The organism is Bacillus sp. FSL R5-0434 (genome assembly GCF_038004745.1).
GTDB lineage: Bacteria > Bacillota > Bacilli > Bacillales > Bacillaceae > Bacillus > Bacillus halotolerans.
In genome coordinates, this window is record NZ_JBBORV010000001.1 from 725,455 (window position 1) to 747,129 (window position 21,675).

Annotated in this window: 24 protein-coding genes; 23 read left to right on the forward strand and 1 reads right to left on the reverse strand. The window is 48.8% G+C overall.

Annotation, left to right across the window (positions count from 1 at the left end; all coding sequences use genetic code 11):
- Positions 1-98 precede the first annotated feature (98 nt).
- The 5 genes from NYE43_RS03730 (at position 99) to NYE43_RS03750 (ending at position 3,439) form a co-directional block, all read left to right on the forward strand.
- Positions 99-818 carry a YebC/PmpR family DNA-binding transcriptional regulator gene (locus NYE43_RS03730; protein WP_010333282.1) on the forward strand — a complete coding sequence of 240 codons (720 nt, stop codon included), beginning with the start codon at positions 99-101 and terminating at the stop codon, positions 816-818.
- 138 nt (positions 819-956) lie between these two features.
- Complete coding sequence (locus NYE43_RS03735) at positions 957-1,367, forward strand: spore coat protein (protein WP_103672144.1); 411 nt, start codon at positions 957-959, stop codon at positions 1,365-1,367.
- A 111-nt stretch (positions 1,368-1,478) separates the two neighbouring features.
- Positions 1,479-2,060, forward strand: coding sequence for a TetR/AcrR family transcriptional regulator (locus NYE43_RS03740; RefSeq protein ID WP_103672145.1), 582 nt, complete (start codon positions 1,479-1,481; stop codon positions 2,058-2,060).
- An 81-nt stretch (positions 2,061-2,141) separates the two neighbouring features.
- The gene (locus NYE43_RS03745) at positions 2,142-2,594 is read left to right on the forward strand and encodes a nuclear transport factor 2 family protein (protein WP_024120485.1); all 453 of its coding nucleotides are present in this window, start codon (positions 2,142-2,144) and stop codon (positions 2,592-2,594) included.
- Positions 2,591-3,439 carry an NmrA family NAD(P)-binding protein gene (locus NYE43_RS03750; RefSeq protein WP_101860620.1) on the forward strand — a complete coding sequence of 283 codons (849 nt, stop codon included), beginning with the start codon at positions 2,591-2,593 and terminating at the stop codon, positions 3,437-3,439. The genes NYE43_RS03745 and NYE43_RS03750 overlap by 4 nt, the downstream gene beginning before the upstream one ends.
- Before the next feature lie 57 nt (positions 3,440-3,496).
- On the opposite strand, the gene NYE43_RS03755 is transcribed toward NYE43_RS03750, so the two are convergent.
- Entirely contained in the window at positions 3,497-4,480 is a 984-nt protein-coding gene (locus NYE43_RS03755) for an amidohydrolase family protein (RefSeq protein WP_216394793.1), read from the reverse strand.
- A gap of 251 nt (positions 4,481-4,731) precedes the next feature.
- Here NYE43_RS03755 and NYE43_RS03760 point away from each other — a divergent pair, with 251 nt between their 5' ends.
- From NYE43_RS03760 to NYE43_RS03845, 18 genes are all read left to right on the forward strand, one after another.
- Entirely contained in the window at positions 4,732-5,361 is a 630-nt protein-coding gene (locus NYE43_RS03760) for a TetR/AcrR family transcriptional regulator (RefSeq protein WP_024120487.1), read from the forward strand.
- A gap of 72 nt (positions 5,362-5,433) precedes the next feature.
- On the forward strand, positions 5,434-5,682 hold the full coding sequence (gene cotJA / locus NYE43_RS03765; RefSeq protein WP_024120488.1) for a spore coat-associated protein CotJA: 249 nt from the start codon (positions 5,434-5,436) through the stop codon (positions 5,680-5,682).
- Entirely contained in the window at positions 5,666-5,929 is a 264-nt protein-coding gene (gene cotJB, locus NYE43_RS03770) for a spore coat protein CotJB (RefSeq protein ID WP_024120489.1), read from the forward strand. The genes cotJA and cotJB overlap by 17 nt, the downstream gene beginning before the upstream one ends.
- A 14-nt stretch (positions 5,930-5,943) precedes the next feature.
- Positions 5,944-6,513 carry a spore coat protein CotJC gene (gene cotJC / locus NYE43_RS03775; protein ID WP_024120490.1) on the forward strand — a complete coding sequence of 190 codons (570 nt, stop codon included), beginning with the start codon at positions 5,944-5,946 and terminating at the stop codon, positions 6,511-6,513.
- Positions 6,514-6,636: 123 nt separating this feature from the next.
- Positions 6,637-7,182, forward strand: a complete 546-nt coding sequence (locus NYE43_RS03780; protein ID WP_341060955.1) for a GNAT family N-acetyltransferase — start codon at positions 6,637-6,639, stop codon at positions 7,180-7,182.
- 201 nt (positions 7,183-7,383) lie between these two features.
- Complete coding sequence (locus NYE43_RS21685; protein ID WP_445662057.1) at positions 7,384-7,515, forward strand: YesK family protein; 132 nt, start codon at positions 7,384-7,386, stop codon at positions 7,513-7,515.
- A 114-nt stretch (positions 7,516-7,629) separates the two neighbouring features.
- Positions 7,630-8,259, forward strand: coding sequence for a YesL family protein (locus NYE43_RS03790; protein WP_106021481.1), 630 nt, complete (start codon positions 7,630-7,632; stop codon positions 8,257-8,259).
- Positions 8,256-9,989: a cache domain-containing sensor histidine kinase gene (locus NYE43_RS03795; RefSeq protein ID WP_326230324.1), complete on the forward strand. Its 1,734-nt coding sequence runs from the start codon at positions 8,256-8,258 to the stop codon at positions 9,987-9,989. Before NYE43_RS03790 ends, NYE43_RS03795 begins: the two co-directional genes overlap by 4 nt.
- Entirely contained in the window at positions 9,989-11,104 is a 1,116-nt protein-coding gene (locus tag NYE43_RS03800; RefSeq protein WP_341060961.1) for a response regulator transcription factor, read from the forward strand. The genes NYE43_RS03795 and NYE43_RS03800 overlap by 1 nt, the downstream gene beginning before the upstream one ends.
- 104 nt (positions 11,105-11,208) lie before the next feature.
- The gene (locus NYE43_RS03805; RefSeq protein WP_216394797.1) at positions 11,209-12,492 is read left to right on the forward strand and encodes an ABC transporter substrate-binding protein; all 1,284 of its coding nucleotides are present in this window, start codon (positions 11,209-11,211) and stop codon (positions 12,490-12,492) included.
- Positions 12,489-13,418, forward strand: coding sequence for a carbohydrate ABC transporter permease (locus NYE43_RS03810; protein WP_038954162.1), 930 nt, complete (start codon positions 12,489-12,491; stop codon positions 13,416-13,418). Before NYE43_RS03805 ends, NYE43_RS03810 begins: the two co-directional genes overlap by 4 nt.
- Before the next feature lie 3 nt (positions 13,419-13,421).
- On the forward strand, positions 13,422-14,312 hold the full coding sequence (locus NYE43_RS03815) for a carbohydrate ABC transporter permease (protein WP_341060964.1): 891 nt from the start codon (positions 13,422-13,424) through the stop codon (positions 14,310-14,312).
- A 15-nt stretch (positions 14,313-14,327) separates the two neighbouring features.
- Positions 14,328-15,362, forward strand: coding sequence for a rhamnogalacturonyl hydrolase YesR (yesR, locus tag NYE43_RS03820; RefSeq protein WP_103672151.1), 1,035 nt, complete (start codon positions 14,328-14,330; stop codon positions 15,360-15,362).
- Between the two features lie 22 nt (positions 15,363-15,384).
- Positions 15,385-17,670 (forward strand): AraC family transcriptional regulator, encoded by a 2,286-nt coding sequence (locus tag NYE43_RS03825; protein ID WP_341060966.1) that lies wholly within the window; start codon positions 15,385-15,387, stop codon positions 17,668-17,670.
- Positions 17,671-17,683: 13 nt separating this feature from the next.
- Positions 17,684-18,382, forward strand: a complete 699-nt coding sequence (locus NYE43_RS03830; protein ID WP_095714378.1) for a rhamnogalacturonan acetylesterase — start codon at positions 17,684-17,686, stop codon at positions 18,380-18,382.
- A complete protein-coding gene (locus NYE43_RS03835; protein WP_024120502.1) occupies positions 18,375-19,037 on the forward strand; it encodes a YesU family protein in 663 nt (220 codons plus the stop codon). The genes NYE43_RS03830 and NYE43_RS03835 overlap by 8 nt, the downstream gene beginning before the upstream one ends.
- Positions 19,034-19,663, forward strand: a complete 630-nt coding sequence (locus NYE43_RS03840; RefSeq protein WP_101860609.1) for a YesL family protein — start codon at positions 19,034-19,036, stop codon at positions 19,661-19,663. Before NYE43_RS03835 ends, NYE43_RS03840 begins: the two co-directional genes overlap by 4 nt.
- A 139-nt stretch (positions 19,664-19,802) precedes the next feature.
- Positions 19,803-21,647 (forward strand): rhamnogalacturonan lyase, encoded by a 1,845-nt coding sequence (locus NYE43_RS03845; RefSeq protein WP_445662051.1) that lies wholly within the window; start codon positions 19,803-19,805, stop codon positions 21,645-21,647.
- The last annotated feature ends 28 nt before the right edge of the window (positions 21,648-21,675 follow it).

A 21,675-nucleotide genomic window follows, 5' to 3' on the forward strand; every position in this document is an offset into this window, starting at 1 on the left:
TAACGCAAGACACTCGAAACAACCAAAGCATTTGAGGTATAATGGTTAAAGTGAATAACAGTATTTAGATTGATATAAATGAAAGAGAGTGGAACATCATGGGCCGTAAGTGGAACAATATTAAAGAGAAGAAGGCGTCTAAGGACGCAAATACGAGTCGGGTTTACGCAAAGTTTGGCCGTGAGATTTATGTGGCGGCAAAGCAGGGCGAGCCTGATCCGGAATCTAATCAGGCGCTGAAGGTTGTGCTTGAGCGCGCGAAGACTTACAGTGTGCCGAAAAATATCATTGAACGTGCGATCGAGAAGGCGAAGGGCGGAGCGGAAGAAAATTATGATGAGCTTCGTTATGAGGGCTTCGGGCCGAACGGATCAATGATTATCGTTGATGCGCTGACGAATAATGTGAACCGTACGGCGCCGGAAGTGCGTGCGGCGTTCGGAAAAAACGGCGGAAACATGGGTGTGAGCGGATCTGTTGCTTACATGTTTGACGCAACGGCTGTTATTGGTGTGGAAGGCAAAACGGCTGATGAAGCGCTTGAAATTCTCATGGAAGCGGATGTAGATGTCCGCGATATTTTAGAAGAGGATGACAGCGTGATCGTCTATGCGGAGCCGGATCAATTCCATGCAGTGCAGGAGGCATTTAAAAACGCGGGAGTTGAGGAATTTACGGTAGCGGAGCTGACCATGCTTGCGCAAAGTGAAGTGACACTTCCTGAGGACGCGAAGGAACAGTTCGAAAAGCTGATTGACGCGTTAGAGGACTTGGAAGACGTTCAGCAGGTGTATCATAACGTAGATCTTGGTGAATAAAAAAGGAGCAGACTGTCATGGTCTGCTCCTTTTTTATTGTCCGGGAAATTGTTTTATCTGTTTATAGGCAGGTGTCTATACGATCTGCAAGCTCTTCTCATACGCTGGACTGTAACCTATGTGAAGGAGAGATTGGATATGACTGATACAAGACACTTCTGCTGCGGACCCGGTTTTGGCGCTTACCCAGGCTATGGTGCAGGCGGTCCGGGATTCGGCATGTATGGAGGCGCGGGCTATCCAGGCCATGGCATGTATACGGGGATGGGCCAACCAGGTTATGGAGGCGCAGGCTACCCGGGTTATGGCGTGTCTGGAGGATTCGGCGGCTACCCAAGCGGAGGCTATCCGAGCTCAATGAGTTATCCGAGCTACGGAATGCATTATGATAATGATGGACATCACCAGCATTACCCTGATGGAAATTACGGACACCATCAGGATGGAAATTACGGCCATCATGAGGACGGAAATTATGGGCATCATGATGGTAACTACGGGCACCATCACCACCAAATGGGGCACTGGGGAAAAGACGGCCATAAATAAAAAGCGTGGAGAACGGACACTCTTGCTGATCAAGGGTGTTTTTTTCTTTTTCTTTTTCTTGACTGTTCAGTCTGGAAAAGGTAATATCATCTTGCAGGAGGTGATATTCGTTTGGGTAGGAATAAAGAATTCGATACCGCGCTTGTTTTACGCAGAGCGATAGAGGTTTTTGGAGAGTATGGCTACGAAGGCACGTCTCTTCAGGAGCTGCTCTCTCATTTAGGCATTGCGCGCCAGAGTTTGTACGATACGTATGGAACGAAGCGGGATCTGTTTTTGTCCGCTGTGAAAACGTATCTTGAGGGAAAAAACGCGGCTGTTGTGGAAAGGCTTGAGGCACCGGGCTCTGTCAAGGAAGCCATTCGTGATATTTTTCAGGAGGGTGTGAATGTCCTGAAAGATCCTGAACGTTCAAAGGCTTGTTTTATCATCAACAGCGCTATTGAACAAATCCCGCATGATTCGGACCTTGCCCAGTACTTTGAAGGGCAGACGAAAAAGCTTGAGGCGGCCTTTTATCAGGCACTGAGAAGGGCACAGGCTGAAGGAGAATTGAAGGAACATCTTGATATATCGGCGCTTGCCCGTTATTTAAACCAGAGCAGGCTGTCTCTGACGTTTATCGCTAAGGTTTCTGCTGATTTTGACCAGCTTCAGGATTATGTTGAAGTGAGTTTATCTGTCCTTGATTGACTTTTTTTGATAAAGGGTGCTTAGCCCTTTGACGCATTTTTCGGACTGAGTGGTCTAAAATAAAATACGAGGTGATGATCCATGATGATGACGGAATACGAAAAAGCATGTGACACACTGAATCAATTTATGCAATATATGCTTGAAAAGGATATGGAGAGCTGGACAGAGCTGTGGGATGAACATGCTGTGTTGGAGTTTCCCTATGCGCCAGAGGGATTTCCGGAAAGAATTGAGGGGAAGGCGGCCATTTACGATTATATTAAGGATTTTCCTGATAACATTCATATTTCTGCGTTTACTGCTCCGACAGTGTATCGTTCGGCTGATACAAACACGATCATTGCGGAGTTTCAATGTGAAGGATATGCGATTGCGACTGGGCTGCCTTACCGGCAAACCTATATCAGTGTGATTGAAACGAAGGACGGCAGCATTTTGCATTATAAGGATTATTGGAATCCGCTTGTCGTCAATAAGACGTTTGGAGAAACCATTGAAACATTTATACAAACAGAGGAGGATGAAAAATGATGAGTCACGATCAGATTCTGATTACGGGAGGAACCGGCACGACAGGGAGCCGGATTGCTAAACGGTTAATTGAGCAGGGTTACAGCGTTCGCATCGCGAGCAGGAAAAAGGGCGAGATTAGCAATGCGGAGTATGTATATTTTGATTGGAAGGATGAGTCCAGCTTTACGCCTGCATTGGAGCGGGTGAAGCGGATTTACCTCGTTGCGCCGGTTGGTGTGTTTGATCCGTCTCCTTATGTGCTTCCATTTTTAAAGGAAGCAAAGCGGCTCGGTGCTGAACGTGTGGTGATGCTCAGCGCGTCCGCTGTTTCTGAGGATGGTCCTGTGTTTGGGGCATTGCATCGTGCAGTACGCGGGTTTCCGGAATGGGCGGTGCTGCGGCCGTCATACTTCATGCAAAACTTCATCAATGTCCAGCATCGCATGTCCATTCAAACTGAGGGGCAAATCATCACGGCGGCGGGTGAAGGGAAACTTGGTTTTATTGATGCTGATGATATTGCGGAAACAGGAGTGCGTGCTTTGATTGACATTGCGCCTCATAATACTCATCATATTCTGACGGGACCTGAGGCGCTGAGCTACGCTGAAGCGGCGGAGATCATCGGAGCCGCGGCGGGACGTCCGGTGACGCATGTCAGCATTTCTTCTTCCGAACTGCAAAACAGGATGGAAACAGCAGGTTTGCCTGCGGATTACGCCCGCTTTATGGCGGAATTAGAAGAAGCGATTCGCCATGGTGCCGAACACCGGGTGACGGATACAGTGAAGCGTGTCACGGGAAAAGAGCCCCGCTCGCTGGATGAGTTTGCGGCTGATCACGTTTCGTACTGGACGCGCTGACCTTATTTTGGACTGAATAGTCTAGAAAGACCTTCGGCTCTGCCGAAGGTCTTCTTTTTAGCTATTGAGTTTAAAAAGGCTGGCCGCGTTTTCGGTGCCTATTTTCAATCGGTCCGTTTCACTGATTGGACAGTGGTCAAACCAGAAAGAGATTTCTTCCATCGATTCATACGGATAGTCCACCGAGAATAAGATGCGGTCTGAGCCGACCTCTAACAATGTATCAATTAATGCCTGTGTTCTGAATACGCCGCTTGTTGTGAGATAAAAGTTTTTGCGGAGGTATTCAGTCGGCGCTTTTTTATGGTTTCCATGGGTCTCAGGGCGCTGATGGCGCAGTCTGTGTTCGACGCGCGGCAGCGTAAATGGCAGACCCTCGCCTAAGTGTCCGAGAATTACGGTCAAATCAGGGTATTCGTCAAACAGGCCGTTCAGAATCAGGCGGATGGCGTGTGTTGCTGTTTCAACGCCAAAGCCCCATGCTGAGCCGAGGAGGCCTTCGTAGCCTTCATAGATACGCTGCTGATTTGGCAGCGGAATACGCGGATGCAGATAGACGGGAACCTGAAGCTGTGCAGCTTTCTCCCAGAAAGGGCGTACCTGTGGCTCGTCTAAATATTGAGCGGTATTTTCGTCTCCGATATTACTGTAGCCGTTGACCAAGGCGCCGACAAAACCGAGTTCGTTTACTGCCCGCTCCAGCTCCTTCGCTGCTTCTTCAGGATCTTGAAGCGGAACCGCCGCAAATGCTTTAAAACGGTCTGGATGTTTGGAAACGAAGAATTCCGCAGCGTGATCGTTCATTTGCTTGGCGAGTTTCACAGCTCTGTCAGGATCGGTGATTCCTTCAATCCCCGGCTGGGTTAATGAGAGAATCGACGTTTGGATGCCGTTTTTATCCATGTCTTCAATCCGTTTCTCGAATTCCTGCAATCGTTTTTGGACAGCGCTGAAATATTCATCGTCAGTAAAATTGTGACTTCCCGTTGCCGGAAAATCAGGAGATTCCCAGTGCTCTTCTAATGCGATTTTTCCATTCATGTCAAAAGGCTCCTCTCTTTTTCATGTCTGGTGTAGATCAGATGGAGTGCACTCATTTTACGTCACGAAGCTTCGTTTCAATAGGTAATGAACACCGTGTTTATTACTTTACATCATGTACAAGATGTAAGTTCATGGTACAGTAGATTTTGGGAAAAGGTCAATAAACAGAGAACGTGCAAACGTTTAGAAGAAGACATCAGCTGATGATTTGTCCAGAAGAAAATAAAAGTTAGACATGGAGGTAAAAAATGTCTAAAAAGCATAAAGTAGATCCGAGAGTCAAAAGAACGAACAAATATTTAAGAGACGCTTTGATCGCATTGCTGAAAGAAAAAGAAGCCAATTCGATTACGATTCAGGAAATTACTGAAAAAGCGGATCTGACCCGCGGCACTTTTTATTTGCACTATCGGGATAAACAGGATTTTCTGTTTCAAAGCATGACGGAGGTTCTCGATGATTTGATCCGGCAGGTTAAGCCTGAGACGCCGGTGGAACCGGTCAGTATGGATGAGGATCATCCGCCTGTTTCATTTGTGAGGCTCTTTGAGTACATCCATGAACACGCCGAGTACTTTCAAGTGATGCTGAGTGACAGAGGGCTTCCTCAATTCAGAAGTCTGATGGCGGAATTCGTTCAGAAACGAATTTACGAAGAATTGCTTTCATCCATTGAAGAATCTGAGAAACAGCTTCAGATTCCGAAAGAGATACTGGTCAGCTATATCACCTCCGCCCATATCGGGGTGATTTGTTCCTGGCTGGAAAGCGGCATGAAGTACAGTCCTTTATTTATGGCAAATCAATTAACACGTTTAACGCTTTTGGGACCTCTCCGGATTGCGGGTATAGAAAAACAAATCAAGCTTCCTTATTAAGATTTTTGTCATAATGACGCCTCCTGCCTCATACCTATTAAGGTCATTGTTTTTGAGAAAGGAGGAGCCAGAATGAAGGATATGCAGCCGTTTACACCTGTTAAATCATACACGCCCTTTCACAGCCGTTTTGATCCCTGTCCGCCCATAGGGAAGAAATATTACAGAACGCCGCCTAACCTCTATATGACCTTTCAGCCTGAGCATATGGAGCAGTTTTCACCGATGGAGGCTTTAAGGAAAGGCACCCTTTGGAAGGATCTCTATGATTTTTATGAAAATCCTTATCGAGGGGGAGACACACATGACAAAAAAGGTTGATGCGGAATATTACCGCCAGCTTGAGCAGATTCAAGCAGCGGATTTTGTGCTTGTTGAGCTGAGTCTGTATTTAGATACACATCCTGATGATGAAGACGCGCTAAAGCAATTTAATCAATATTCCGGTTATTCGAGGCACTTAAAAAGACAGTTCGAATCATCTTACGGACCGCTTTTGCAGTACGGCAACAGCCCCGCGGGTGAGGATTGGGATTGGAATCGAGGGCCATGGCCGTGGCAAGTATAAGGAGGAATGCTTGAATGTGGGTGTATGAAAAGAAGCTGCAATATCCCGTCAAGGTCAGCACGTGCAATCCGACGCTGGCAAAGTATTTGATTGAGCAATATGGCGGAGCGGACGGCGAGCTGGCCGCGGCTCTCCGGTATTTGAACCAGCGTTATACCATTCCTGATAAGGTCATCGGCCTTTTAACAGATATCGGCACGGAGGAGTTTGCTCATCTGGAAATGATTGCGACGATGGTGTATAAGCTGACGAAAGATGCGACGCCGGAGCAGCTGCGTGAAGCCGGGCTTGGCGATCATTACGCGAATCATGACGGCGCGCTTTTTTATCACAATGCGGCGGGGGTGCCTTTTACGGCAAGCTATATTCAGGCGAAAGGCGATCCGATTGCGGATTTGTATGAAGATATCGCAGCAGAAGAAAAAGCGCGTGCGACGTATCAGTGGCTGATTGATATTTCGGATGATCCTGATTTGAACGATTCTCTGCGGTTTTTGCGTGAACGTGAAATTGTGCATTCTATGCGCTTCAGGGAAGCGGTTGAGATTTTAAAAGAAGAAAGGGATAAGAAGAAACTCTTTTAACAGGCAGCGGGGGCTCCCTTCATGCGTCCTTTTACATACAGACAAAATATTCTGTTTTTTTGTCGTTTGCTTGCATTATAATGAAGGTATGCATGTAAGTTTAGTTTTGATCGGGGGGCCTTTATGACATCTTTTAAGATTACGAAAGAAACTGTCGCAAATGATTTTTACGCCTGCCTGGCAGATCGTGAGGATGCAGAGCAAATAACGGGACTGCTCGTCCGTACGGCTGAATGGCTGCGGGACCAGGGCTCTGACCAATGGAGCGGGCTGCTGGAGGGGCATGACTCACATGATATTGTTGGCTCAATTGAAAGCGGACATGTGTTTGTGTTCCAGAAAGATCAAGAGCTGGCCGGTGTAGTGATGCTTCTGCCTGAGCCGAGCGAGTGGGACAGAACGCTTTGGGGAGACGAGGGGCACGAAGAGTCCATTTATTTGCATCGTCTGGCGGTCAGCCGCCGGTTTGCGGGGAATGGGCTTGGGGCCGAGATTCTCACATGGACGGAGACAGGTGTTGAGTATCCGGGGAAACAGCGGATCCGTCTTGATTGTGTTGCTGATAACGACGCCTTGCATTCCTTCTACCGGAGAATGGGATATGAATTCAAGGGATCAGATGCCTCGGGGTTTCATTTGTTTGAGAAAGAACTGAACAAGTCAGAATAAGCGTCCTTTTTAGGGGGCTTTTTTGCCTTTTTGAAAAGGGAGGAAAGGGCGGATGATCTTTTTTATGTGATGGCCATTGCGACGGCTTGTATTTCCGCTTGTGTCTCCATTTTTCTGCGGTTGAGGATGCCGCAAAATAAATGGCCGGAATGGATACTGGGTGGGCTGCTTGTTCTCGGTGTGATCACAATTTAGTGCAGCATCTTTTTTGTCGGCGGCTGGGATGGCATGGCGCTGGGCATGCTTGGGATTCATGTGATAGTCGGAGCGTTTGCCGGGTACTTGATCGAGACAGTGTTCCGGCTGTTGAAAAGGCAAATCAGGAGAAGGTAAGACATGTGCCGTCTCAAAAGATGTCGAATTTTTTACGGGGCGGCAGGAATTTTCTTTCGAGTGGAGAAATACATATTACTTTGCAATGAAAGCGTTTTCTGTAGTGGGAAGGTGATGTCGATGATACATAGCCTGACAAATGGGCTGAATCGTTTTTGTACATGGGTGATGAGACTGGCTTATGTAAATGTGCTGTGGATCTTGTTTTCTCTTGCCGGGCTCGTCGTGTTTGGGTTGATGCCTGCTACGGCCGCGATGTTTTCAGTGGCGAGAGAGTGGGCGAAGGGGAACACGGATGTCCCGGTGTTTTCTTTGTTTATCCGGACGTTTAAGAAGGAGTGGGGTGCAGCTCAGCTGTTGGGGCTCATTCTTGTGACGGCCGGCTTGTTTTTGTTTGCGGATATACGGATTGCCGCTCAGATGAATCAGCCTGTGCTGGTGAATGTGTTTATGAGCATCGGATTGATTTTCGTGTTTGTGCTGTTATATGTGTTTCCGGTCTTTTCTCATTTTGATGTAAAGCTCAGACAGGTGCTGAGCATCAGCTTTTTGATTGCCTTCAGCCGGCCATTGGTGACGCTGATGATGGCAGCGGGTGCGGTCGGAATGTTGTTTCTAGTGCTGTTTCATGTGACGTTTTTGCTGTTTTTCAGCGGCAGCGCGCTGAGCTTGTTGTTAACGAAACTGTCCTTTACAGCATTTATGTCAATAGATCAGCGTCAGGAGAAAGAAAAGGCGGCATGAAAGGAAGAGTCGCGGGCTGGTACAGGCGAATGAAGATTAAGGATAAGCTGTTTGTGTTTCTGTCATTGATCATGGCCGTGTCCTTTCTGTTTGTATACAGCGGGGTGCAGTACGCTTTTCATGTCTATGATGAGCAGATTTACCGCAAATCCTCGGAAGTGCTGCGGATGTCTTCTGAACGGATTGAAGACGAGCTGAAGAAAATTGAAGATGTATCATATGAAATCATTACCGATGAACAAATTCAGCGCATTCTCAGCATGCAAAACCGTGATGATACGTATGACCAGTATCAAATGAAGCAGGAGCTGTGGGATCAGCTTGCGCAATATGCCGGCGATGAAAAGTACATTGATTCGATTCATTTGATTGATGCCCGCGGCTCAGAGTATTCCGCCGGAAGCAGTTCATCGGACCTTATGAAGCAGCAGCAGGAAGAGGTATTTGAACGGGCGAAAGCGCAAAAAGGCAGAAATCTTTGGATGACCCTAGGCAGTTCAGATCCTGTACTGATTTCAGCGCGGCAAATCAGATCGTTTCATCAGCTGAGTTTAAATGGCTTGGGAATGGTGCTGATTCAAGTGAATGTGAAACAGATGATTCGTGACTTGCCGAAGGATTGGGGCGATTCGGTCGGAGACATGATGATCGCAGACAAGGACGGCAATCTGGTGTATTCGGCACATGCATCGGTGCTTACGCCTGAGATGACAAAGCAGACGCTGCGGCATCCTGGTTATGACTTGGTAAAAAAGAATGGCAAACGTTATTTTATTTCTTTCCTTCAATCATCCTATCAAAACTGGAGCTACTACAATGTCATCCCCTTTGATCAGATGTTCGCGAAAATTTCCTTTATGAAAACGGTGATCGGTACGTGTTTTCTTTTGTTTTTCAGTGTAGTTTTGCTTTTCGGGCGGAAGATTGCCAACAGCATCACAGAGCCGATCGAGCAGCTTGTATCCGCAATGAAATCGGTGCAGCACGGCGGGATTGAGGCGGGCGTGTCGCTGTCATTGCCGGAACATACACAAGATGAGGCCGGAACGCTGAACCGCCATTTTACCGTGATGATGAAGCGGATCAATGAGCTGATGGAAGAAAATGTGGAAAAGCAGCTTATTATTAAAGAAACAGAGTTGAAGGCGCTGCAAGCCCAGATCAACCCGCATTTTTTGTATAACACGCTTGAGTCCATCAATTGGCTGGCGAAAGCGAATCAGCAGAAGCAAATTTCTCAAATGGTGGAATCGCTCGGTTTTCTCCTGCGAAACAGCATTCACATCAAAGAAGATACAGTGACCCTTCAGGAGGAGGCGGATATTGTGCTTCACTATATGACGATTCAGCGGTTCCGGTTTGAGGAGCGCTTGAACTTCACACTGGACATCGCCGATGAGGTGAAGCATTGCCGAATTCCGAAGCTGACACTCCAGCCGCTGGCGGAGAATGCGATTCAATACGCGCTTGAGCCTTTTACTCGGCCATGCGCCATCCGCCTTCAAGCGAAAAAAACGGAGGACTGCGTCTGTATTACTGTCGAAGATAACGGGCCCGGCATGGACGAAACTATTCTTGAAAAAACGGGCGGAAGAGGGATCGGGCTCTGGAATATTCATGAACGCATCCGACTGATGTTCGGGGAGCCGTATGGCTTACGCATTCAAAGTGAGAAAGGAAAGGGAACCGCGATTTTGCTGACAATACCGTGCCGAAATGAGGTGGTGTGATGTACAAAATACTGCTTGCTGATGATGAGAGGATCATTCTTGACGGTATGGCAGGGATCATTGAGTGGGAGACGCTTGGCGCTTCTTTAGTCGGCAAAGCGCAGAACGGAATTGAAGCGTATGAGAAGATCGTAAACAAGCAGCCGCATATCGTCATCACTGATGTAAAAATGCCCGGTATGGACGGGCTTGAGCTGATCAAAAAGGTGTCAGCCGTCTGCCCGTCCGTGCAATTTATCGTCCTGTCTGGTTTTGGGGAGTTTGAGTACGCGAAGGAAGCGATGAAATACGGGGTAAGGCATTATTTGCTGAAGCCCTGCAATGAGCAGCAGATTATCCGATCATTAGAGGAAATCATCGCCGAGCTGAAGCTGCATGATGTGCGGAAGAAGAAAGCCGCCCACCTGAAACATGAGCTGAATCATATCCGTTCCTTTGCGGCTGATCAATACCTGGAAGGCTTGATTGCCGGTGTCACTCATCTGTCTCCGCCGCCTTCGCTTGCAGGTAAGAAGATTCGCCTTATCATCGCGGAGAACACTCAGCCTGAAGATTCTGCCGCCAGAGAGGCGTTTGGTTCCGCTCTGACAGCTTTTTGCTGCAGCGGAGGACGTGCGGTGTTTGCCGTGGAGGAGGGCACGCCTGATCTGGAGAAAAAGGCGGCGGACGGCTTTGCAGGCTGCCGGGTAATCATCAGCCGGACGGGGGAGCTGCAGGACGCAGGACAGCTGTTCCGGGAAGCAACTGAAACGGCCGGTGACCAAAAGCGGAGTGAATTGATTTCTAAAATCACCAGGCTTGTCGCCGACGAGCTTGGCAATCCGAATCTCTCTCTGAAATGGGCAGCAAAAGATATGCTGTTTATGAATCCTGATTATTTGGGGAAAATCTTTAAGCAGGAGACAGGCGAAAAGTTTTCCCAATATGTTACGCGGGTGCGTCTTGAGCATGCGATGAAGCAGATGAAGCTGAGGCGGGATGTGAGTGTATCAGAAATCGCGGAAGAAATCGGATTCGGTGATAATCCGAAGTATTTCAGTCTCGTCTTTAAAAAATATACCGGTCTGACACCGTCAGAATTCAGAAGAAAACAGGGAGGCGCTTCCGCAGGATAGCCATCTCTGTTTTTTTAACTTTCGCCACTGTTTTTTGAGTGTTTCGCCCCGTCACAACCCTTTAAAATATAATGTAAGCACTTACATTAAAAGGGGGGATTGATGTGAAGAAGGTTTATTACATGCTGCTGTCACTTGTGTGCGTCTTGTTTTTCAGCGGATGTTCTGCGGGTGAAGAAGCATCAGGGAAAAAGGAAGACATTACGCTCAGAATCGCATGGTGGGGCGGACAGCCGCGGCATGACTATACAACAAAGGTCATTGAATTATATGAGAAAAAGAATCCGCACGTCCATATTGAAGCGGAATTTGCGAACTGGGATGACTATTGGAAGAAGCTTGCGCCAATGTCTGCCGCGGGCCAGCTGCCTGATGTCATTCAAATGGATACGGCATATTTGGCGCAATACGGAAAGAAAAATCAGCTTGAGGATTTATCGCCATATATGAAGGACGGAACAATTGATGTCAGTTCAATCGATGAGAATATGCTGTCCGGCGGAAAGATTGACGGAAAGCTTTACGGATTTACACTTGGGGTCAACGTGCTTTCTGTGATTGCCAATGATGATCTGCTGAAGAAAGCAGGTGTTTCAATTCATCAGGAAAACTGGACGTGGAAGGATTATGAGAAGCTGGCGTATGAGCTGCAGGAAAAAGCCGGCGTATACGGATCTAACGGAATGCACCCGCCTGATATTTTCTTCCCGTATTATTTGCGCACAAAGGGTGAGCGTTTTTATAAAGAGGACGGCACGGGCCTTGCGTATCAGGATGACAAGCTGTTTGTTGACTATTTTGAGCGGCAGCTGAGACTGGTCAAAGCAAAAACATCGCCAACACCGGACGAAAGCGCCCAAATTAAAGGGATGGAAGATGACTTTATTGTCAAAGGCAAATCAGCCATTACATGGAACTACTCGAATCAATATTTAGGTTTTGCCCGGCTGACAGACTCGCCGCTTTCTCTCTATCTGCCGCCACAGCAAATGAAGGAAAAAGCGCTGACGCTGAAGCCGAGTATGCTGTTTTCTATTCCGAAAAGCTCAGAGCATAAAAAAGAGGCCGCGAAGTTTATTGATTTCTTCGTGAATAATGAAGAAGCGAACCAGCTGATTAAAGGCGAGCGGGGCGTTCCGGTATCCGACAAGGTGGCAGATGCGATTAAACCGGAGCTGAATGAGGAAGAGGCCAACATTGTGGAATATGTGGAAGCCGCGTCGAAAAATATCAGCAAAGCCGATCCGCCGGAGCCGGTGGGAAGCGCGGAGGTTATTAAGCTGCTGAAGGATACATCTGATCAGATTCTGTATCAGAAGGTATCGCCGGAAAAAGCCGCCAAAACGTTCCGGAAGCAGGCCAATGACATTTTAGAGAGGAATAATTGACGGGAAATGGGGCTGACAGAATGAAAATAAGCCGAAGTATGAGAAAAGACAATCTGGCGGGATATGCTTTTATTTCTCCGTTTATTATCGGCTTCTTCTGTTTTACGGTGATTCCGATGGGCGCGTCCCTGTTTCTGTCCTTTACAAGCTACGACCTGTTTACGGCGCCGAAATGGATCGGGCTCGATAACTATAAGGAAATGTTTACGGGTGACGAAAAGTATTGGCAGTCGCTGAAGGTCACTTTCACGTATGTGCTTGCCGGGGTTCCGCTCCGCCTCGGCTTCGCGCTTTTTATTGCCGTCATTTTAAACAATGCGGCAAAGGGGACGGCTATCTACAGGACGCTGTTTTATCTGCCTTCTATCATCGGCGGAAGTGTGGCTGTTGCCATTATGTGGCGCAATATTTTCGGCAATGACGGGGTCATCAATGCGCTGCTGTTTTTTGTCGGGATCGATCAAAAAATTCTCTGGTACCAAGACCCGACAAGCGCGTTATGGACGCTGATTCTGCTGTCCGTCTGGCAGTTTGGGTCATCCATGCTGATTTTTCTGGCCGGGCTGAAAAACATTCCGGCATCGTACTTGGAGGCGGCCAGCGTGGACGGCGCAAACCGCGTGCAGCGCTTCTTTAGGATCACGCTTCCGATGCTGACGCCGATTATTTTCTTTAACCTGGTCATGCAGACGATTTCTGCTTTTATGACCTTTACCCCAGCCTATATCATCTCAAAAGGCGAGGGCGGTCCGCTTGACGGGACGCTATTGTATTCACTCTATTTGTTCCAGCGGGCGTTTAACTATTTTCAAATGGGCTACGCCTCGGCGATGGCGTGGATCATGCTGATCATTGTCGGGCTGATTACGCTGATTTTATTTAAAACATCATCATATTGGGTTCACTACGAATCAAAGGAGGAATAACGGATGGAGCCGGTCAACCAGCCTGTCAGGCAAGCCCCGGTGTTTGAAGGGAAAAAAGCCGGGCGCATCAAGCCAAAACGCATTCTGTTCCATGTTTTTACGGCGTCACTGGCGGTGTTATTGCTGTATCCCGTCATTTGGCTGTTTGTCAGTTCTTTTAAAGAAAGCTCCAGTATTTTCACAACCTCTCATTCTCTCATTCCAGATCCTTTTATTCTCAGCAACTATGCTGAAGGGTGGAAGGGCATTGCGGGTCAGCCGTTTTTGACCTTTATTAAAAACTCGGCGATCATTGTCGGGCTGTCTACAATCGGCGCTGTTCTGTCATCGGCTGTCATTGCCTACGGCTTCGCGCGCATCCCGTTTAAAGGAAAAGCATTTTGGTTCGCCTGTATGATGGGGACGTTAATGCTGCCGCATGAAGTGCTGATGATTCCGCAGTACATTATGTTTGCGAAATTAGACTGGCTGAATTCTTTTAAACCGATTGTCGTTCCGCAATTTTTCGGGCATGCGTTTTTTATCTTTCTGATGATCCAGTTTATCCGGACGATCCCTGAGGAGCTGGATGAAGCAGCGAGAATCGACGGGTGCGGGCGCTTTTCCTGTTTTTGGCGGATCATTCTGCCGCTCATTGCACCGGCGCTTGCGACGTCTGCGATTTTTTCTTTCTATTGGAAGTGGGAGGAGCTGATTCAGCCGCTCTTATATTTGAATAAGCCGGAGCTTTATCCTGTTTCACTTGCGCTGAAGCTTTTCCTCGATACGGAATCCGCTTCGAACTGGGGCGCGATGTTTGCCATGTCGGCCGTCTCTTTGCTGCCTGTGATTCTCGTATTCTTTCTGTTTCAAAAATATATCGTTCAGGGCATCAGTACGACCGGATTAAAATAAAAAGGAGTGTTGCAGATGGCACAGCTTATCTTTGATGAAGAAAAGGTCACATCCGTGATTGACCGAATCGTGAAACGGACATTTCAAATGGATTTTTCGTGGGATTGGCCAGGCGGCGTCGCATTTTACGGCGTGGCGGAGGCGTATGAAGCGACGGAAAACGAGGAGTATATCAAACTGTTAAAAACGTGGGTGGATGAACAGCTTGAGGATGGGCTGCCGCCGCTGTCGATCAACGGTGTATCAATCGGCCATACGCTTTTGTTTCTGCATCAGGTGACGGGAGATCACGTCTATTTGGAAACGGCTGGCGAGATGGCGGAATATGTGCTTCATCATGCGCCGCGCTTTGGAGAAGGTATTCTTCAGCATACGGTGAACTCGGCGGATTATGTGTTTCCTGAGCAGGCGTGGGCGGATACGCTGATGATGGCGGGGCTGTTTATGCTGAGAATCGGCCGTGTGATGGAGCGTGAGGATTACTTCGAGGACGGCCTGCGCCAGTTTCATGGACATGAGGACGTGCTGCAGGACCCCGTAACCAATCTGTATTACCATGCCTGGGACAACAAAGCGCAAAACCACCTGTCGGGGATTTATTGGGGGCGGGCGAATGGCTGGGCTTCGCTCACGATGGCAAAAGCGCTCCCGCTCATTGAGGTGACGCATCCTTCTTTTATGATCATTGACGGATCGCTCAGAGACCAGCTGAGCGCGCTTGTCCGGCTGCAGGACGATTCAGGGCTGTGGCATACCATTTTGGATGATCCGGATTCGTATTTGGAGGTTTCGGCATCGGCGGGCATTGCTTCTGCTTTGCTGTCGAGCGGGAAGCTCTATACAAAATACGTGCAGAAATCACTTGCCGCCATTTTGGATGCGGTGGAAGAGGACGGACGGGTCAGCAAAGTATCCGCGGGAACAGCCGTCATGAAAAATGCGGAAGGATACAAACAAGTGCCTTACAAACGAATACAAGGCTGGGGTCAGGGACTTGCACTCACATTTCTCGCTGATGTGCTGAGAACGAAAAAACGCGTATATCAGTAAAGACGGCGGCGGGGGGAAAGGGATGAAAAAACAGCCTCAACAGAAAGAACGGGTTTCACACTGGAAGGGAACGTATTTCAAAAGAAACTTTGTTTTCATTTTGCTGATTGCCTGTATTCCCGGACTGCTGACAGGCGGGGCCATATACTTTTTGTCTATCGATAAGGTGGAGAAAGAGCTGCAAAAGTCGCATGAAACACAAGTGGCGCGTGAAGTCAGCCGGATGGATGAGAAGCTGGAAGACCTTGAGCTGACGCTTGCCCAAATGGCATACGATTCCTCGCTGATGAACGGATTGGCCGAGAAGGATTTGGAGAAAGACTTTACATTCTCCTATCAAATAACGAAAAAGCTGTTTCTATTGCGGGACCAGCAGCCGCTGATTCAGCAGGCTTCTATCTTCCTGAACAGCCCCCGGCCTCTTGTGCTGAGCCCCGAATACAGCGCACTGACAGAACAGGATATGCTTCGCAAATACCGCTCGCTTCTCGACTCCGATCGGAGTATTTATTGGAGCCGATCGGGAAAAGACGCCGCGCTGATTCAGCTCATTCCGGGTGCGGCTGAGAAACCGTTTGGCGCGATCATGCTGACGGTAGATCCGAAAGAAATGGAGGCGCTCCTGCAAAGTTTGTCTCCTTACCCTGAAGGCAGCGCGCTTCTTCTGGATCAAAAGCGAGAGGTGCTTTTCCATAGAGGAGAAAAGGATTTTGAAAATGCTTTAATGAATGAGGTGAAAAAACAGCCTCACAAGAAAGGCCATTTTCAGATGGATTGGGACGGCACGGTGTATTCCGTCTCCTATGGAGAAATGAAGCGAATGCATCAGAAGTGGACCTTTGTTTCTGCAGCGCCTCTTTCAGCCATTACAGCGCCGATGGTGTTTTTATCAAAGGTGATTATTGTGATGCTTGTCATTTGTATCGGCTTGGCTGTGTGCATGACGTGGTACGCTTCAAAGAAAATCTATCGCCCGATTCAGCATCTGCTCGGACTGTTTACGGGAGGAGAGAGGAAAACATGGCAGGCGTCAGGCCAGGACGAATTTAAGTGGATAGAAAAGAGATGGCATGATCTTTCCCTAGAGAGCCGAAAGCTTCAAGAGCAGCTGCTCCGGCAGACGCCGCATATGAAAAAGAGTTTTTTGCAGCACCTTCTCCAAGGTGATTTTTACTATGACACAGAGGACAGTCTCAGATCGCGGATGGAGGATGCGGGCTGGGACATCGGGGAACACGTATTTCACGTCCTTGATCTTCAGGTGACAGGGCTTCGTGGTGATAAGAGCATGTTCTATGCCGATGATGAACAGCTTGCTGTGTTTACACTGACCAATTTACATGAGGAACTTGCGGCAAACCGCCGTTTTCAACCTTCAATTCTTGATATTGGCCGCCTTTCCGTCACCGTGCTTGTGATGAAAACGAGCGGCTCGGATCTGAGGGGATATGTTTCAGAGCTGGCCCGCATATTTGGTGCTGTCACGGGACTAAGCCTGACCGGAACAATGAGCAGGCAATCGGCCCGTATTATGGATATCCCATCTCTGTTTAAGGATGTGAAAAGCGGCAAGTCCCGCAGGTGTTTTGCCAATGGCCATCAGATCATAGATTTGCAGGATGATGTTTTTCAGGCTGAGCCATCCGCACCCTGCTATCCTTTTGAACTTGAAAAGCAAATCGTTCAGGCCATTCGGCTGGAAAGAAAAGAGGGAGCAGAAGAGCTGATTCGCTTATGTATGGATGAACTGGCCGAAAAGGCGGTCAGCGACAGACAAGTGCATTCTGCGCTGATTCAGCTGTTCTCCCGCATCCAGGAGGATATTCTGCATTCCGGCCTTCATCCGAGCGAGCTGTTTGGAAACAGGGATATGCTTCGGGAAATATCTGAGCTGCATGAGCCTGTCCAGGCGGCTGCCTGGCTGATGGATGCGGTTGTCACCCCGTACCTCGCCAAGCTTGAAGGCAGGAAAAACAGACAGCAAAAACAGGTGGCAGAACGTGTGATTGCGATGATTCATGAGCAGTATATGGCGGATCTTTCTCTTGAAAGCTGTGCGGATGCGCTGGGCATGAATTCTTACACCTTGAGCAAGGCCTTTAAACAAGTGACGGGCGTTAATTTTATTGATTATGTGACCCGTATCAGAATTGAAAAAGCAAAAGAACTGCTGGTAAATACGAATAAAAAAATTCATGATGTGTCAGAAGAAGTCGGCTATCGCCACAATTATTTCAACCGGATTTTTAAAAAGCAGGTCGGCATGCCGCCGGGAGTTTTCAGGCAAATGTATCAGGAAACGCCGTGAAAGGAGAGGACATGTGATGGAAAAACCGATTCAGGTGTTTTTAGCAGGGGATTCCACCGTAAGCGACTGCCCGCCGCATGAAGCGCCGATGGCAGGCTGGGGGCAGGTTTTCGGTCAATTGTTCACTGAACAGGTGAAAGTGCGCAATCACGCCAAAGGGGGAGCGAGCACCAACTCTTTTGTGGAGGAAGGAAGGCTTCAGGCGATTGCTGAGTGCATAGCACAAGGCGATTATTTGTTTATCCAATTCGGCCACAATGACCAGAAACCGCGGGGGACGAAGCCGTACTCGACGTATCAGCAATTTCTCACTTTGTTTGCGGAAACAGCACGAGAAAAAGGGGCGCAGCCTGTGTTCGTTACATCGGTGCAGCGCCGCCGCTTTGATGAAAACGGAAGGATTGAGCACACGCTCGGTGAGTATCCGGATGCGATGAAAGCGTTAGCGAAGGAGCTTGATGTGCCGGTCATTGATTTGTTAACGAAAACGAAGGCGCTTTATGAAGCATACGGACCGGAGGAGTCAAAGCGTTTGTTCGTGTGGCTCCAGCCGAATGAACATCCGAATTATCCAGATGGCATTGAGGATAATACGCATTTTTCAGAAGAAGGGGCCATGGAGGTTGCGAAGCTCGTTGCTGAAGGCATCGAAGAAATCGGCTTTCCGCTGAAGGACCACCTCGTGAGCCGGGAGGGGAAAGAACATGTATAAAGAAGGCGCATGCCTGTACCGCAATCCGCTCCGTTCAGCAAGCGATGTGAAGGACTGGCGGATGGAGGGAGGCGGGCAGGTTTCATTCGAAGATCACCGTATGCACCTGTCACATGTACAGGACGAAGCGCACTTTGTTTATTGGTGCCCGGAAACATTTCCCGACGGCATCATTGTGAAGTGGGATTTTTACCCGATTGAACAGCCGGGGCTGTGTATGCTGTTTTTCGCGGCTGCCGGCATCGGAGGCGAGGACTTATTTGACCCGCGACTCAAGAAAAGAACAGGAAAGTACCCCGAATACCATTCCGGAGACATCAATGCGCTCCATCTGTCGTATTTCCGCAGAAAATACCCGGAGGAAAGAGCGTTCCGCACCTGCAATGTAAGAAAAAGCCGCGGTTTCCACCTCGCTGCAATGGGAGCTGATCCGCTGCCTTCTCCGGACGACGCTGATTCCCCGTATCATATGAAGCTTATTAAGGATAAAGGGTATGTGCATTTTTCGATCAATGATCTGCCCATTCTGGAGTGGCAGGATGACGGAAGCACATTCGGACCTGTGTTAACAAAAGGGAAAATCGGGCTGAGGCAAATGGCGCCGATGAAAGCCGCTTATCGTGATTTGTCTGTGCACCAAGCGGTGAGAAGATGAAGACGACTGTGACGGATGCGCTTTATGCAGGCTGTGAAGCGGTTGTGAAAATCGCGTGGCTGAACGGGCTGTGGCTGTTGTTTACACTTTTGGGCGGCGTTCTTTTCGGATGGGCGCCGAGCACAGCCGCAATGTGTGCCGTCATACGTAAATGGCTGATGGGGCAAAAAGATGTCCCGGTATTTGCGTTATTTCTGGATACCTACAAAAAAGAGTTTCTGAAGGTCAATGCGATTGGACTTGCGTTTTTTGCCCTTTTGCTTATTTTGTCGGCTAATTATTATTATTTTTCGGCAAGTGCGGATTGGCTGTCCTTTACCGTGACGAGCTGCACCCTCTTGGCGGGGCTTTTGTATACCGTCGCGCTCATGTATGTGTTTCCTCTTTATGTGCATTACGAGCTTCCGCTTCGCCAATATATTCCGCAAGCGCTGCTGTTTGGCGCCATGCGGCCGCTGACCACCGGCTGCATGCTGATCGGCTGCGGATTTGTGCTTTACTTGCTATATACGCTTCCGGGTCTGATCCCATTTTACGGCCCAAGTTTATTTGGGCTCGTGTCGATGTTTTTTGCTTACAGAGGGTTTCAAAAAACAGAGGCCCAGCACCGTCATCAGGCCGGGTAAACAAAAAAATGACAAACCGGCAAAAAAGTGCAGCCAACCAAAAACGTTTATGCAAAAAAGTGACATTGAAGACAGCTTCTTAAGCGCATAAAATCCAATTTAAGTAAGCGCTTACAGATAAATGATAAGGAGCTGTCTGATGATTAGACGAAGAAAAAGCATGTTTACCACTCTCACACTGTTGGTGTTGTTGATGATGGGGGCTTCTGTGTTTCCTGGCAAAGCAGAAGGAACGGCGCGGCAGATGGAAGCGTTGAACCGGGGCCTTGTGGCAGTCAAGACGGAAGGCGGCATTTTTGTCAGCTGGCGGTTTCTTGGGACAGAAAACGCAGCCGTGGCGTTTAATGTGTACAGAGACGGACAAAAGCTGAATGCTTCGCCTGTCAAATCCACGAATTATATCGATAAAAACGGATCTGCGGGCTCAACGTATTCCATTCGGGCTGTTGTAAACGGTACCGAGCAGGCAGCTTCTGAAAAAGCCTCTGTATGGGCACAGCCGTATCACTCCGTTCCGCTTGATAAACCGGCTGGCGGCACGACGCCAAAGGGCGAAGCCTATACCTACAGTGCCAATGATGCCAGTACGGGTGATGTGGATGGCGATGGGCAGTATGAGCTGATCCTCAAATGGGACCCGTCCAATTTAAAGGATAATTCACAGGACGGCTATACGGGTGAAGTGTTTATTGATGCGTATAAGCTGGACGGAACAAGATTATGGCGAATCGGTCTCGGCAAAAACATCAGAGCAGGCGCACACTACACTCAGTTTATGGTGTATGACCTGGATGGTGACGGAAAAGCGGAAGTGGCGATGAAGACCGCTGACGGAACAAAAGACGGCACGGGAAAAGTGATCGGAAATGCGAATGCCGATTACAGAAATGAGCAGGGGCGTGTGCTTTCTGGTCCTGAGTACCTGACTGTCTTTCAAGGTGAAACGGGGAAAGAGCTTGTCACTTCAAACTTTGAACCGGCACGAGGGAACGTATCGGATTGGGGCGACAGCTACGGCAACCGGGTCGATCGTTTTCTTGCGGGCATTGCGTATCTCGACGGGCAGCGGCCGAGTCTGATTATGACTAGAGGCTATTATGCCAAAACCATGCTTGTTGCGTATAACTTCAGAGACGGAAAACTGTCAAAGCTCTGGACGCTGGATTCCTCTAAGTCGGGCAATCAAGCGTTCGCCGGACAGGGCAATCACAATCTAAGCATTGCGGATGTTGACGGAGACGGCAAGGATGAAATCATCTTCGGCTCAATGGCTGTTGATCATGACGGCAAAGGCATGTACTCGACAGGCTTAGGCCACGGGGATGCCCTCCATACCGGGGATCTTGATCCGAGCCGGCCGGGTCTTGAGGTGTTTCAAGTTCATGAGGACAAAAACGCGCAATACGGCTTATCCTTCCGGGATGCCGCAACAGGAAAAATCATTTGGGGTGTTCACGCCGGCAAGGATGTAGGCCGGGGCATGGCCGCTGATATTGATCCGCGCTATCCGGGACAGGAGGTTTGGGCGAACGGTTCCCTTTACACATCGAAAGGCGCCAAAATCGGCAGCAGTGTGCCATCGTCAACCAATTTCGGCATCTGGTGGGACGGTGACCTGCTGCGGGAACAGCTGGACAGCAACAGGATCGATAAATGGGATTATCAAAACGGCGTTTCTAAAAACCTGCTGACTGCATCAGGTGCTGCCTCCAATAACTCTACAAAAGCAACACCGGCTCTTCAGGCTGATCTGCTCGGTGACTGGCGGGAGGAAGCTGTGTGGAGAACCGAGGACAGCAGTGCGCTCCGCATCTACACCACCACAATTCCGACCGAGCACAGGCTGTATACGCTGATGCATGATCCTGTGTACCGGCTCGGCATTGCCTGGCAAAATGTCGCGTATAACCAGCCGCCGCATACAAGCTTCTTTTTAGGAGACGGCATGGCGGCACAGTCTAAACCGAATATGTATACGCCTTAACAGAAGGGGGGAAGGAACGGGCCGCACG

What these genes read in the sequence shown, in the direction of transcription:
- NYE43_RS03730 (WP_010333282.1), top strand. Translation starts at nt 99, where the DNA reads ATGGGCCGTAAGTGGAACAATATTAAAGAGAAGAAGGCGTCTAAGGAC.
- NYE43_RS03845 (WP_445662051.1), top strand. Translation starts at nt 19,803, where the DNA reads ATGATTAGACGAAGAAAAAGCATGTTTACCACTCTCACACTGTTGGTG.
- yesR (WP_103672151.1), top strand. Translation starts at nt 14,328, where the DNA reads ATGGCACAGCTTATCTTTGATGAAGAAAAGGTCACATCCGTGATTGAC.
- NYE43_RS03760 (WP_024120487.1), top strand. Translation starts at nt 4,732, where the DNA reads ATGTCTAAAAAGCATAAAGTAGATCCGAGAGTCAAAAGAACGAACAAA.
- NYE43_RS03750 (WP_101860620.1), top strand. Translation starts at nt 2,591, where the DNA reads ATGATGAGTCACGATCAGATTCTGATTACGGGAGGAACCGGCACGACA.
- NYE43_RS03825 (WP_341060966.1), top strand. Translation starts at nt 15,385, where the DNA reads ATGAAAAAACAGCCTCAACAGAAAGAACGGGTTTCACACTGGAAGGGA.
- NYE43_RS03800 (WP_341060961.1), top strand. Translation starts at nt 9,989, where the DNA reads ATGTACAAAATACTGCTTGCTGATGATGAGAGGATCATTCTTGACGGT.
- NYE43_RS03840 (WP_101860609.1), top strand. Translation starts at nt 19,034, where the DNA reads ATGAAGACGACTGTGACGGATGCGCTTTATGCAGGCTGTGAAGCGGTT.
- NYE43_RS03835 (WP_024120502.1), top strand. Translation starts at nt 18,375, where the DNA reads ATGTATAAAGAAGGCGCATGCCTGTACCGCAATCCGCTCCGTTCAGCA.
- cotJB (WP_024120489.1), top strand. Translation starts at nt 5,666, where the DNA reads ATGACAAAAAAGGTTGATGCGGAATATTACCGCCAGCTTGAGCAGATT.
- NYE43_RS03745 (WP_024120485.1), top strand. Translation starts at nt 2,142, where the DNA reads ATGATGATGACGGAATACGAAAAAGCATGTGACACACTGAATCAATTT.
- cotJA (WP_024120488.1), top strand. Translation starts at nt 5,434, where the DNA reads ATGAAGGATATGCAGCCGTTTACACCTGTTAAATCATACACGCCCTTT.
- NYE43_RS03790 (WP_106021481.1), top strand. Translation starts at nt 7,630, where the DNA reads ATGTCGATGATACATAGCCTGACAAATGGGCTGAATCGTTTTTGTACA.
- NYE43_RS03755 (WP_216394793.1), bottom strand. Translation starts at nt 4,480, where the DNA reads ATGAATGGAAAAATCGCATTAGAAGAGCACTGGGAATCTCCTGATTTT.
- NYE43_RS03780 (WP_341060955.1), top strand. Translation starts at nt 6,637, where the DNA reads ATGACATCTTTTAAGATTACGAAAGAAACTGTCGCAAATGATTTTTAC.
- cotJC (WP_024120490.1), top strand. Translation starts at nt 5,944, where the DNA reads ATGTGGGTGTATGAAAAGAAGCTGCAATATCCCGTCAAGGTCAGCACG.
- NYE43_RS03735 (WP_103672144.1), top strand. Translation starts at nt 957, where the DNA reads ATGACTGATACAAGACACTTCTGCTGCGGACCCGGTTTTGGCGCTTAC.
- NYE43_RS03815 (WP_341060964.1), top strand. Translation starts at nt 13,422, where the DNA reads ATGGAGCCGGTCAACCAGCCTGTCAGGCAAGCCCCGGTGTTTGAAGGG.
- NYE43_RS03795 (WP_326230324.1), top strand. Translation starts at nt 8,256, where the DNA reads ATGAAAGGAAGAGTCGCGGGCTGGTACAGGCGAATGAAGATTAAGGAT.